The following is a 12,887-nucleotide window of genomic DNA, read 5'->3' as shown; positions in this document are numbered from 1 at the left end:
TAATAATTTAGAGAGTTTTTTATGAAAATATTATTTATTATTGCCGCATTATTTTTAACTGCATGTAACGCCACACAAGGAATGTCTGTTTATTCATTTACTAACGCCGATGTGGAGTCGTTATTAGTAAAACAGCTTCCTAAATTAAGCGAACAGGTAAGTTTAATGGGATTACCTGTAGAGTTTGATGTAAACGATGTGAGTGTAAATATTGGTCCAGAAAATCGTGATGTTGTGGTGCTAGGCGCCGACTCAAGCGCCAACATTAGTGCTTTTGCATTAAAATACCCAGTACGCTTAAAGCTGCAAATAGAAGGTAGCCCATTTTACGACAGCGAGAAAAAAGCGGTGTTTTTACGTAATATAAAATTACTAGATTCGAGTGTTGATGCTGGTGGTTTTAAAGGCAACTTAGGTGCGCTAGACGAACAAGCTATGGATATTATTAATCGCTTTTTAGCTGTTAACCCAGTGTATGAGCTAAATATGAACGATCCTAAAATGGCCTTGTTAAGTAAACTACCACTTGATATGAAAGTGGTCGCAGGCGCTATAAAGTTGGTTCCACGCCTTTAAGTTAGTTGTAAAAAAAGGTTAGGGTCTGTTGATTTTTCAAGGTTGAATTTGCAGCAGTGTGTTTGGTATTTAGGCAAGGCAGAGCCTGTGTGGTGTGGTTATTCCCCATAAATAGGCGATAACGTAGCATCAATGCTAAACATGCGCTGCCCGAAGGGTTCTGCCTAGGGGTGCCTACATGGATGTAGGTAAGGGGCGTGAGCAGGACGCAGAAGCTTTGCTCGATTTTTACTTATTCTTACATGGATGTAAGCCAGTAGAATAACGCAGGAGCAGTTATCGAGTCCACTAGGTTACAAATTTCGCGCCGTGATTAAATCGCCCCTAGTTCGAACAAATTCTAATCCGCAAAGGTCAACAGACCCTAGTTAGCATAATAAGGTAACTAGGCTTTGTTTTCTGTCATAAATTTTTGTATTTTAGTAATTCTATTGTCACCCCCCTTCCTCCAGCGCTATTAATTACTAATAATAATTTTTGCAGTGCACTTTTTGAATTAAATTGTCATAATGGTCGCGATATTTCGCGAGGCTATTTTATGATAAAGCAATTTTTAAACGATCCTAGTTTATTACTCAACGCAGTGGGCGAAGGGATTTATGGCTTTGATCTGTCGGGTAATGCCGTATTTGTTAATCCTGCGGCCGAGCGCATGACAGGGTGGAGTGCAGAGACATTATTAGGTAAAAAATTCATCAATACCATCATCATACTCATGCTGATGGCACGCCTTATCCAGCCGACGAATGCCAAATATATTGTACTATGTTTGATGGTAAACGCCGTGAAGTGAAAAACGAAGTTTTTTGGCGCAAAGATGGCAGCTCTTTCCCTGTTGAGTACACATCGACACCAGTTTACCGAAATAATGAATTGATAGGTGCGGTAGCGGTATTTCGCGATATTTCTCAGCAGCAACAAACACAAAATGCATTACAAGATGCACTTGCACAAGTAAAAAATTTGAGTGAGCAGTTACAAGATGAAAATAATTATTTAATTGCAGAATTAAACGAAGATTGGCAAGACTCTGGCTTAGTCGGCAAAAGCCACGTGTTTCAAACCATGTTAGAGCAAATTAAGTTAGTGAGCGAAACCGATACCACAGTGCTTATTTTAGGCGAAAATGGTACAGGTAAAGAGCTGGTTGCCCGAAACCTCTATAGATTAAGTAAGCGCAATAAACAGCCCTTTATAAAAGTGAACTGCGCAGCATTTACGCCAAGCTTATTAGAGTCAGAGCTGTTTGGTCATGAAAAAGGCGCATTTACTGGTGCAAATGAGCGCCGTAAAGGGCGTTTTGAACTAGCCGACAAAGGCACCTTATTTTTAGATGAAATAGCAGAGCTGCCGCTTGAAGCGCAAAGTAAGTTACTTAGAGTGTTGCAAGAGCAAGAATTTGAACGTGTTGGGGCAAGCAATACATTAAAGGTAGATATTCGTGTTATTGCCGCAACTAACCGCGATTTATGGGAAATGGTGCAAAAAGGCAGTTTTAGAATCGATTTATACTATCGCTTAAATGTATTTCCTATAAAAGTGCCAGCGCTGAGAGAGCGCAAGGAAGATATTCCTTATTTATGTAGTAATTTAATTGTGCAGTTAAATAAACGTTTAACTAAGCAGCTTAAGGGATTAAGTAATAAGGCAATTTCTCAACTACAAGCCTATGACTGGCCAGGTAATATTAGAGAGTTACAAAATGTATTAGAGCGCGAGGCCATTTTATCTAAGCAAGCCGTTTTACAATTAAGCCAGCCATTACAAGCAATATCGCAAAGTACTATAAACCCAGCATTAACGCTCAATGAAATGCAAAAACAGCATATTACGACAGTGCTTAAGCTGTCGGCTTGGCAAATATCGGGTAGTAAAGGCGCCGCTGTAAAGCTTGGTATGCCAGAGAGTACTTTGCGCTCTAAAATGCACAAGCTAGGGATTAGTAAAGTTTCGTGATATATCGCGAGTGTCGCTTTATTTCGCGAAGCTGGAATTTAGGATGAAAATAAAAACCTTTAATATCAATGTAATAAGTTAGATTTCAGTTTGGTCTGAAAGTTGCAAATGCTTAACTAACATCCGTTATGATTAAGTAAATATTATGAAGTTTGATATTAAAGAAGAAGATATAATCATCAAGCCCTACAAAAGCGAAGGGCCAATTTATATACGTGAGCAAAAAGGCTTTTTTCAACGTATACGCCGAAACTTAGGCTGGTTGTTAATGCTTACGTTTATTGCAATACCGTGGATCCAATATAACGGCCAACAAGCGGTGCTATTAGATGTAGCAACGCAAAAGTTTACTATTTTCGCTTTAACTTTATTCCCGCAAGATTTTATTATTGTAGCCATGTTGTTTATGGTGGGGGCGTTTGCGTTATTTTTTGTAACCAACTGGTTAGGCCGTGTTTGGTGTGGCTATACTTGTCCTCAAACTATTTGGATGTTGATGTTCTCGTGGGTTGAGCAACGCGTTGAGGGCACACGTAATCAGCGTATACAGCTTGATAAATCTGCATGGGGTTTTACCAAATGGCGTAAAAAGCTTACTAAGCACAGTGCTTGGTTGGTGCTATCACTATTAACTGCCACTTCATTTTTAACTTATTTTATACCCGCAAAAACATTGTACTTAGAAATGTTTACTTTTGAGTGGTCGGGTATTACTAGCTTTTGGGTGTTTTTATTTGCTTTGTGTACTTATGGTAACGCAGGGTTTTTACGTGAAAAAATGTGTACTGTGGCGTGTCCGTATTCGCGTTTTCAATCGGTTATGTTTGATAAGGATACGCTTGTGGTTACTTACGATGGCGCACGCGGTGAAAACCGTGGCCCACGTAAACGTAAGGCCGATCCAAAAGCACTTAACTTAGGTGACTGCGTAGATTGTAATTTATGTGTAGAAGTATGCCCAGCTGGAATAGATATTCGAAATGGTTTGCAATATGAATGTATAAACTGTGGTTTATGTATTGATGCTTGCGACGATACTATGAACAAATTTGGTTATGAAAAAGGGTTAATAAAGTACGCTAGCGAAGAGCAAATGGCGGGTAAAAAAACCAACCCTTTTAGGCTTAAGTTGGTGGGTTATGGTGTTTTGACCGTGATGCTAATTGTAGCTATGTTTGCTTGGGTGGCACAAAGAACACCTATTGAAGCCTCGGTGCTGCGCGATAGAGGCGCTTTGTACAGGGTCAATTACGAGGGGTTAGTAGAAAACCCTTATACGTTAACGATTATAAATAAAACCCAGCAAACATTGCACTACACTATTGCTATATCAGGTTTAGCAGAGGCCAAATTAACTAGCCCAAATGCAATGCTAATTCAACCTGGAGTGATGAAGCGTATACCCGTAACGGTAACAGCAGATGGCTATGATATTCCAAGTAAGGTAAGTAAAGTTAAATTTATTATTTTTGCAGAAGAAGACCCGAGTATTAGCATAACGAAAGACAGTTACTTTTATAAAAATTAAAAGTATAAGAATTAAAAGTATAATAATGCCCAAGCTAGTTTACCTACTTGGGCATTTTAACAAGATTATTTATTGTACATATTTAAACCCAGATCACAGATTAATTATATAATCTAATGCGCTCGTAATTACGGCCACTTGCGCCAAAATACATTCTTCGTCGCTTGCTGTAGGGCTATCTGGGTATACTTCAGTGGTGGTTACATAAGGTGCATTGGTAAAACCCATGCATAAACCTAACTCGCGTGCAGCGTAGTTTATCACCCCAAATTGCTCTTGTGACACACCAATAAGTTGGTTATTTTCATCACTTGGCGCAATGTGGGTTACTTTTGCTACGCTATCAATAATGGCTTTTTGAAATGCAGCCTCAGGTTTAGTGCTATTGGCCACTAAATAAAAACCATCGGGAATATTCCAATTAGTATTTACTGTGCCTTCGCGTGCAGCGAGTGCTGGGCGAAATTCGCTGTTGTCGCTGTCGGTCGTTTCGTGCAAATCAATATGTGCAATTAAATCTAACTCAAGAGATTTTACATAGGCCATAATCGCTGCCGACTCTTGCGCTGGGCTACCTTCATAAAATGAGCGGTTAGGATCAATGGCTTCTGGGTTCCAGCGGTTTATCGTTTCGTAACCCCAAGGGCTAATACAAGGTGCAATAACAATATTAAAATGCTGACTATATTTTTTCGCTGCCGTTTTTGCAAACCTAAGTGCGCCGTGTACGCCACTAGTTTCGTAGCCGTGTACTCCACCGGTAATTAAAACGGTAGGCTTGTTAGTTTTAAAGTCAGCGGTTTTTAAAACAAATAAAGGGTATTTGCCTGCAACGTAATTTAGTTCGCCATATTGCTCTACATTAAGCGTACTTTTGAGCTCGTTAATGAGTGTTACTACTTCATTTTGATAGCTGCGTTTAATATTTTGGCGGGTTAACCAATCGGCTTTATCGTTGTTATTCCACTTAGTGCCGGGTGTGCCAATAGGATATGTGCTGTTAGTCATAATAAACCTTTAATATTAATTATAATTAACCTTATAACAAGGCCATATAGCAAATGCAGTTAATATAATTAGTAAATAAAGGCACAGCTTAACGCTGACTAAAATAAGGCGCAAACTAAAACGATAAACAGCTGTTTTTATTTTTAAGATTAGCTATTTACTAAGCTCAGTTACAGTAAATTGTTAAATTAAATGTATTATAAAAGAGTATGTTACAATTGTTTTATTACCTACTTAGATATTGAGTATTATGGCACAGCATTTTGCCACACCCAGTTGGTTAGGCCGTTTTTTCACCCGTATTAAATTACTCAGCATTGAGCAAGAAAGCTTAGTGATTGAGTTTAAAAACGCGACAAAGCAATCGTTTTTAATCAGGGGTTTTAACGATTTTGCGCAGTTGCAAAACCGAATATTTAGCGCCAATATTAATTTAATCCTAGGTGAAAATAGCGCCCATACTGCTATTAGCTTTTTAAACAAAGCACAGGCAAAAGCATTAAATATTGTAATTAACCAACATTTTGCGCAAGCACTTGAGCACAAAATAAATAATGCTAAAGCTTTGTTAAAGCGCACTGCGTTAGATGAGTATTTACGCGACAGTAACACCACAATTTTAAGCGCTGAGGTGTTTTCACTGAGCGAGCGCTACCAGAAAAACCACAATGTGTGGCAAGGGCATTTATCTTCAAGTAGTAGCCAGTTTTTATCGGTATTGGCCAGTGCAAAAAATAGGAGTGATGCTATTGCACAACTGCGTAATAAATATGAGCGCAAGCAACTTGCACAACGTGCCGATTTTTATAATAACGTGGAGTCAAACCCATTAACCAATGAGCAGCGCCTTGCCGTAATACGCAATAACGATAAAAATTTAGTATTGGCTGCTGCGGGCACCGGCAAAACCTCAGTTATGGTGGCCAAAGCACTTGATTTAATAGCTACAAAACAGGCAATGCCTGAGCAAATACTGATACTTGCTTATAATAAAACTGCAGCACAAGAGCTTAAAACACGCTTTATTAAACGCGGTCAGCAGGCTAAATTAGCAAGCAAGCCACCAGAGGTTTTAACCTTTCATGCGTTAGGGTTACAACTGCTACAACAAGCAGGTAAAAGTTGCGACATATCGCCTTTTGTAAGTGATTTTGGTGCGCTGTCGAGCTGGCTAACATTATGGTTAAGTGAGCAAATACAAGCCCAGCCGGTATTGTTAAGCGCCTTTATTGCTATGCTCGATAAGCCTTTAGTGTCCTACGATATTCATAAAAATAAGCTTAATGCTACGCAAGTACTGGCAATATTAAAAGACTCAGGGCAGCTTAAGCATGAGGTCGATAAATATTTAAAATGCTTAGCAGCTATAAGGGCTGAGCAGTTAACCGATAGCGAAATTACTCAGCGGCTTAAGCGCCAAAATAATCAATTAAATACCGAACAATCAAGCACCAATCAATTAAATACGAGTCAAACTAATAGTAATCAAAAAAACACTAATCACCACAGTGCGGCCGCGCAGTTATTAATTGCTATACATCGCGCTTATAAAGCGCAACTCATTGCGCAAAACTGTATTGATTTTGACGATATGATTTTACAAGCTACTCAGGCTGTAAATAAGCAGCAAGTGAATGTGCCATGGCAGCATATTTTAGTGGATGAATTTCAGGATATTTCCGCTGCGCGTATGGCTTTATTAAACAGTTTAATTAAGCATGGCCATAAGGTGCGTTTTACCGCTGTAGGTGACGACTGGCAGGCCATTTATCGGTTTTCTGGTGGTAACTTAGCACTTACCACACGTTTTAATGAGTTAGTAGGTAGTCATTCGTTAACGTTGTTGCAAAAAACATTTAGGTATAACAATAGTATAAGTGACGTAGCAGGGCGTTTTGTTATGCAAAACCCTGAGCAGTATAAAAAGCATATTATTACCCATACGCAAGTGGCTGAGCCTCAGGTGATTTTATTAGATGACGTGTACCAAGGTAAAAAGTCGTTAGCGCTAAAAACCCAGCAAACTATCAATACTATTCAAAAACACCATGCAAACGCGAGTATTGCTGTGTTGAGCCGTTATCGTTATACGCTCAATAAAGTGCAACAACATTTAGCCTCACAGCAAAAAAATGCAAACGTAGTGTTTTTAACCCTGCATAGCGCCAAAGGGTTAGAAGCAGATTACTGTATTATTATAGGGTTGGAGCAGGGGAAGTTTGGTTTTCCGAGCAGTCAGCAAAATAATCCGCTGCTGGAGGCTTTACTACCTAGCCAAGACACCTTTGCTTATTCAGAAGAGCGGCGTTTATTGTATGTGGGGCTTACCCGAGCAAAACATAAGGCTTACTTAATTGCTGATTCTAAACAGCCGTCGTTATTTGTTAAAGAATTAATAAATGACAACTATCCAATTCATGTTGTATCTACTTTGTTTAGCAAATAACAAAAAGCAATAATATGCAGAGACTGCAACCAGAGGTTGTTTGTAAGTGCTAATTTGGTGAATTAATTAATGGTTCATGCTGATATAAATTAGCATATTGACGTTGGTGTTCTGCAAATAAATAAGCTCTTAATTGTTCTTTACCAGTATGAATGTGTTTTATTTTAGCTGCAAGGCCATGCTTGCTTTGCCTTACAGGCTCAATATCCATAGAAACAGATTCTTTATTTGGTAGGGTAAATTCTACGTGTTGAACTTTTGATAAGTTTTTGTGTTTACCAGTGGGCTTTAAAAATACACCTGTGCTTGAAATTGATTCAATGCAAAAGCCTTGGCTTTTAATATTTAAATGGCTCCAGCGCCAACTGCGTTGAGTACCTTTAGTATCAATAACTTCAGGAGCGCTTAAAATAGGGGTAATTGTGCCTGAACGATTAATTTTTAAGTGTAGCGGAAACCACAGTTGATAATGGGCAACCTCAGCCAGCAGAGTTAAATTGGCATTGCTAAGTAACTGCGCAACACTAACAGGCACACTGCTTTGCATGGTTAACATAGGCTCATGAGGTAATGCAGGTTTTTGATCGGATTTAAATAAATCAGATAAAAAGTCGATTTCTTCAGCAGAAAAATCCATATTCCATACTCGGGTTGCCTAAAATATAAGCATAAGTTAAACAAAACACCGGCTCAATAAACAGCGTGTTTAATTTTGTTTAGGTACTATTTAACCGCTTTAGGTAGTTAGTATCTTTAGCTAAACAAAGCGAAACGGCGCGTTATTGGCTTAACACCATATCTAGATTCAGATATAAAGTTGCAGCCCAAGTTATTAAAAATTAACATGATGTAATTACAAGCCATTTTTTATTTGGGTTATATCATGACGCATGCATTTACACATTACAGACAACAGCAATTGGCCCGCTTTTTAGCTGTGTTGTTAAGCTTTATATTTTCGGCTAGTTTAACGGCCGCAGAACAAAGCCAAACGTTAATTTTAGTTGGTAGCGAGCTAAGTAGCTGCAGTAGTTTAAACACGCTGCAGTGCGATAAAAACACCAAAATAGCGGGTAAAGCAGAGCATTTATTTAGCGTTACGGCTGAAAAAGTTAAAAAAATCACTCAGCAGTGGCCAAGCACTAATCAAAAAGTTAAAAGCAGCACAGCTAAAATTTTACTTGCGATACAGGCCAAGTCATCAGCATCAATAACTAAGCCAGCATTGTTATGGCACTGGCGTGATATTGATAATACCCAGCTTAATAGCCTATCGGAGCAAGAGTATCACTTTGTTATGGATATGCTTGAAGTGCCTCAGTTTAGTTCTCAAGGGCAGCGATTAGCAGAGCAAGTTAACCCTAGTTTGAGTAATGAACCGGCTATAAACAATATACTGCAATTTATAACAGGTAGTTTAAAGGTAGCTAACGAACAACCAAGTATGTTGGCAATTACAGCAGCAAGCCGTGACCCTTATGCTGCTGCCGATTTTACTCAAGGTTTATTTAGTACGGCAAGTGTAAACAGCCAATGGTTAGCATTGACCCCTGCATTAGTTAAAGCGATTACTACAAACACCTGTGAAAAATTACCACAATATAGGCAGTCAGAAATGGGATTGTATAACCGTGAGGCTATTTATCCCGATCGCATTCAAGCAGAAAATGCCCTTTGTAGTAATGGCGTTAATAGCTTGGTAAAGCTAATAAACAACAGTACAGGAGTAGTTTTTAATAATGGCGAGCAAAGCTTAACGCGCAGCGTACTGTTTGATGAAAACAACCAAGCTTACCCGTGGACTAAAGCATTGCAAACACGCCCTGTTGTTATAGGTAGCGGCGCGGGGGCGGCTATTCAAAGTGGTGGCAAAAATACAAGTGGTAACATAGCTACAATTACTAAAGGGTCGAGCCTTTTGGCTTTGCAGGCAGATATTAACGATAGTTCTATGTTTAATCTTGCTGGTGGCCTTGCAACATTTAATTATGGTGTGCTCGATACTCACTTTAGTGAACAAAACCGCACATTAAGGTTGGCAACAGTACTTGATAAAACGCAGCAAAAGTTTGGTTTTGGTATTGATGAAGCCACGGCGTTAGTCGTTATAAAGTCATCCGCAGGTAATTTAATGACCGTAATAGGCAAAAGCGGTGTAGTGTATTTAAAAGCGAAAGGCAATCAGCAATATAACTATTCATACTGGCCTGCAGGCAGCGTTATTGATATTAAAAATGAAGATTTTACCCTAAGCCAGCGCAGCATTAATAAAGCTTTAGCAAATATTAAAATACCAGCATTACCGCTACAACGATTTGGCTCTATATTAACGAATGCAAAATTACGCTCACTTATTCAAGCTATGTGTTTAAGCCAAGAACAAAGTACTGTTGCCCAACAAGATCAGTTTATATTGAGCTTAAGTGTACAAGCTAAAACCGCGTATCATCGTATTAATAAAGGGCAATATGGCTGTGCTATCAGTCATTTAGAGCTTGCAGTGAGTACATTTTAGTTCTGAAAGTTTACTAGAGCGTGTTTAATTAAAACGGCCAAAATATTGTTTATAAAACTATATTGGCCGTTTTAATACTTAGTAGCCAGCGGGGCGGCTATCACGCATGATAAAATCTAGTTTTATTTGTGCTTTTATTGGCTGCGACAGATCAGTTATTTCAATCATTTCGCATTCATCTCTGATCATTTCAGCTATTAGGCTCGGATAATGACGGCAGTCTTCGGGGCGGTCTAAGTAAATACTGCAAGTATATTTATTTTGCGCTTGTGGGTTTGTTTTAGGCTCAACCTCTAAAAAAGGGCATCTGCTTAGCCTAACGCCCGATTTAGGATCGAACCATATTTCATTATTTTTAACAAATTCAAAGATTTCAGGGTTAAATATTTCCCATAAATCAATTTCATCTTGGGTAGCACTCAAGTCGCCATCGCCGTATTTAATACAACATTTACCGCATTGATTACAGTCTTTCATAGTTTGCCAGTTAGCATAATAACCAGGCCACAGTGTAGCACTTATATTGATATGCGGTGTTGTTGGCTAAAAGGTTTAAGTTTTTACCAAGAGTATATAAAATAGCGAGCATATTGTATTACTAAGCTTTGCAGTACGTGGAGCATGATTAAAAGAGTTATAACAAATGAGTGAAGAGCAAAGTATAATTGATAACCTAGCCGACCTTGAAAGTTTTTTACTTAATGTAGAAAGCGGTGGCTTTGGACTTAAAGGTGTTGCCGGTGTTGGTATGGCTACTAATAATAAGGATGGCAGCCGTTTTGTTGCTGTGTTTGACGATAATCAAAAGCTACTTTTAGCACGCATGATTACAGAAAACGTATTCCAAACAGGGCAAGACATGGTTCGTAATGGTGTAGGGCGTAAACATTAACTGTAATGGTTAAAACGCCGCTTTAATTTAAACTGTTAAATTTATTTGCGGCGTTTATTTAATTTTTTAGCCTATAAGCTTATTTAAGGTTTATAGGTGATATCAACTTCAACAGCCTCAGCTATAACTTATTAATAAATTACGGCAGGGTTTGGCTTATTCGGGGAGCCTAACATTTCGCGATAAGATGGTGGCTGCAAACCTTCTCTGTCGGTAATATTAAAACGCTTGGCTATTTCGGCAGCAATTACAGTGTGCCCGTTAAGCTCCTCACCATTAGGGTCATTAGCGATAGCATAAACAATATCACCAATAAATTCTGGTGACTCTGCCGTTGCCATAAACTGCTGGTATTGCTCTTTATCTAGTTTACCTATAATGGCCGAACGTTCGGTTAAGAGTGGCCCCATCCAAATAGATACAGCGCGCATACCTGTGCCTTTAAAGTCTACCGCCATATCATGAGCAAGCTTATCAAGGCCCGCCTTTTGTGCACCATAAGCAGGCCCATGAATATAACAACTAGCACCAAATGATGAACCAAACATAATTAAACCACTGTTATGCTTAGCCATTATTTTTGCGCCATGCCAACTAGCCACGTAAGCAGAGCGCAAACCTACATCTAAAATTTTACCCGCATTAATCTCTTTTTCCCAAAATGGCTTTTGTTCAACTAATTGATCATGAATAAATGCAGCGTTATTAACCAAAATATCTAATCGGCCTTGCTCTTTTTCAACCTGAGCAAATAATGCGGCGGTTTGTGCATCGTCACTGTGATCGCACACCACAGCAATACCTATACCACCTGCTTGATTAATTTTCTCGGCAGTTTCATATACTGTTCCGGGTAATACCGAACCATCCCACCCTAAAACTGAGCCTGTTTTTATACTGCGGCCAGTAACATAAACTGTCATGCCTTTTTTACCTAAAGCTAAGGCAATGCCTCTGCCTGCACCGCGGCTAGCACCGGTTACAATGGCAACTTTTGCTTCTTCCTGTTGCATGAATTCCCTCATTTAAAAAACGACACATAAAAAATACTAAAGGTTAAATTGGCTAAACAGCTCAACTTAGTTTCGATAGCAGCCATATTGGTAATAAAGATATATTTGTATTGAAATTAGCATGTAAAGCCTTAGTATAAAAGCCTAGCTTAAAAATCAACCAAAAAACAAAGGGCTGTCATGAAATATATAAAGACTACCGAGCAACGTTTACAGCAACTAGAAGACAAGCAATCAATATTAGAGTTGAAATATCGCTACCTAAATGCCTGCGATGAAAAACAACCTGAGGTGGTAACTAATTGCTTTATTAGCGGCGAAGTAGATATTAACTTTGGTCACATTGGCCAGTTTAATCGACGAGAAGATTTTGTGGCTGTTTTTAAAGATCTTGGTTGCCACGACCATATAGTTGATATGCATCACGCGCAAAATCCGGTTTTTTTAGAAGTCACCGACAATACAGCCAAGACTAAAATTAACCTTCGCTTTCAAAGTATCAACACCAAAGATAAGCTCCATGTGCAATTAGGTGGCTACTACTTCGACGAATTTGAAAAGCAAAGTGACGGTCAATGGCTGATCAGCAAAAGTGCATTTATAATAAACTCGGTAAGCATGAGTGATTTTTCAGGTGAATATAGCAAAGTGGTTTATAGCGGAAACTGCATGCCAAACTAGGTTACTGTAAATTTTTTAAAAATTCAGGAAAGGTAGCAATAAAGTAACTGAGCGTGTTGCAAAGTAATTGATTTTGGTTATTTAAAAGGCTTTTAAAGCTGGTCGGTATGGAGAGATTCGAACTCTCGACCCCTGCCACCCCATGACAGTGCGCTACCAAGCTGCGCCACATACCGACTGAAGTTGCAATAGTACGTGTATTTTTTTAAAAATCAATAAGCATTTGTTTGTTTGGGTGTTTTTTGCGCAAGCAGGCTGAAAATAGTTTTCTT

General features: G+C 38.8%; 10 protein-coding genes, 1 tRNA gene and 1 pseudogene. 7 read left to right on the top strand and 5 right to left on the bottom strand.

Annotated elements, in window-relative coordinates; genetic code table 11:
• Positions 1 to 21 precede the first annotated feature (21 nt).
• The 3 genes and pseudogenes from PTRA_RS10065 (at position 22) to ccoG (ending at position 4,060) form a co-directional block, all read left to right on the top strand.
• On the top strand, positions 22 to 576 hold the full coding sequence (locus PTRA_RS10065; RefSeq protein WP_058373683.1) for a YceB family lipoprotein: 555 nt from the start codon (positions 22 to 24) through the stop codon (positions 574 to 576).
• 538 nt (positions 577 to 1,114) lie between these two features.
• A pseudogene (locus PTRA_RS19315) lies at positions 1,115 to 2,532 on the top strand (sigma-54 interaction domain-containing protein).
• 145 nt (positions 2,533 to 2,677) lie between these two features.
• The gene (gene ccoG / locus PTRA_RS10055) at positions 2,678 to 4,060 is read left to right on the top strand and encodes a cytochrome c oxidase accessory protein CcoG (protein WP_058373682.1); all 1,383 of its coding nucleotides are present in this window, start codon (positions 2,678 to 2,680) and stop codon (positions 4,058 to 4,060) included.
• A gap of 93 nt (positions 4,061 to 4,153) precedes the next feature.
• Here the strand turns inward: ccoG and PTRA_RS10050 are convergent, their stop codons facing one another.
• Positions 4,154 to 5,068 (bottom strand): M14 family metallopeptidase, encoded by a 915-nt coding sequence (locus PTRA_RS10050; protein WP_058373681.1) that lies wholly within the window; start codon positions 5,066 to 5,068, stop codon positions 4,154 to 4,156.
• A gap of 250 nt (positions 5,069 to 5,318) precedes the next feature.
• On the opposite strand from PTRA_RS10050, the gene PTRA_RS10045 reads away from it, so the two are divergent.
• Positions 5,319 to 7,514 (top strand): UvrD-helicase domain-containing protein, encoded by a 2,196-nt coding sequence (locus PTRA_RS10045; RefSeq protein WP_058373680.1) that lies wholly within the window; start codon positions 5,319 to 5,321, stop codon positions 7,512 to 7,514.
• A gap of 49 nt (positions 7,515 to 7,563) precedes the next feature.
• Here PTRA_RS10045 and PTRA_RS10040 read toward each other — a convergent pair whose 3' ends face one another.
• Entirely contained in the window at positions 7,564 to 8,151 is a 588-nt protein-coding gene (locus PTRA_RS10040; RefSeq protein WP_058373679.1) for a hypothetical protein, read from the bottom strand.
• A 246-nt stretch (positions 8,152 to 8,397) separates the two neighbouring features.
• Here PTRA_RS10040 and PTRA_RS10035 point away from each other — a divergent pair, with 246 nt between their 5' ends.
• Entirely contained in the window at positions 8,398 to 10,029 is a 1,632-nt protein-coding gene (locus PTRA_RS10035; protein WP_058373678.1) for a cyanophycinase, read from the top strand.
• A gap of 78 nt (positions 10,030 to 10,107) precedes the next feature.
• Here the strand turns inward: PTRA_RS10035 and PTRA_RS10030 are convergent, their stop codons facing one another.
• Positions 10,108 to 10,506, bottom strand: coding sequence for a YkgJ family cysteine cluster protein (locus PTRA_RS10030; RefSeq protein ID WP_058373677.1), 399 nt, complete (start codon positions 10,504 to 10,506; stop codon positions 10,108 to 10,110).
• 166 nt (positions 10,507 to 10,672) lie between these two features.
• On the opposite strand from PTRA_RS10030, the gene PTRA_RS10025 reads away from it, so the two are divergent.
• A complete protein-coding gene (locus PTRA_RS10025) occupies positions 10,673 to 10,921 on the top strand; it encodes a hypothetical protein (RefSeq protein ID WP_058373676.1) in 249 nt (82 codons plus the stop codon).
• A 131-nt stretch (positions 10,922 to 11,052) separates the two neighbouring features.
• On the opposite strand, the gene PTRA_RS10020 is transcribed toward PTRA_RS10025, so the two are convergent.
• Complete coding sequence (locus PTRA_RS10020; protein WP_058373675.1) at positions 11,053 to 11,934, bottom strand: SDR family NAD(P)-dependent oxidoreductase; 882 nt, start codon at positions 11,932 to 11,934, stop codon at positions 11,053 to 11,055.
• Between the two features lie 180 nt (positions 11,935 to 12,114).
• On the opposite strand from PTRA_RS10020, the gene PTRA_RS10015 reads away from it, so the two are divergent.
• Positions 12,115 to 12,615: a nuclear transport factor 2 family protein gene (locus PTRA_RS10015; RefSeq protein ID WP_058373674.1), complete on the top strand. Its 501-nt coding sequence runs from the start codon at positions 12,115 to 12,117 to the stop codon at positions 12,613 to 12,615.
• 99 nt (positions 12,616 to 12,714) lie between these two features.
• On the opposite strand, the gene PTRA_RS10010 is transcribed toward PTRA_RS10015, so the two are convergent.
• A tRNA-Pro gene (locus PTRA_RS10010) sits at positions 12,715 to 12,791 on the bottom strand.
• Between the last annotated feature and the right edge of the window lie 96 nt (positions 12,792 to 12,887).

It is taken from the genome of Pseudoalteromonas translucida KMM 520 (assembly GCF_001465295.1).
Taxonomy (GTDB): Bacteria; Pseudomonadota; Gammaproteobacteria; order Enterobacterales; family Alteromonadaceae; genus Pseudoalteromonas; species Pseudoalteromonas translucida.
The sequence above is the reverse complement of the archived record's forward strand: the minus strand, read 5'-3'. Positions and strand labels throughout refer to the sequence as shown.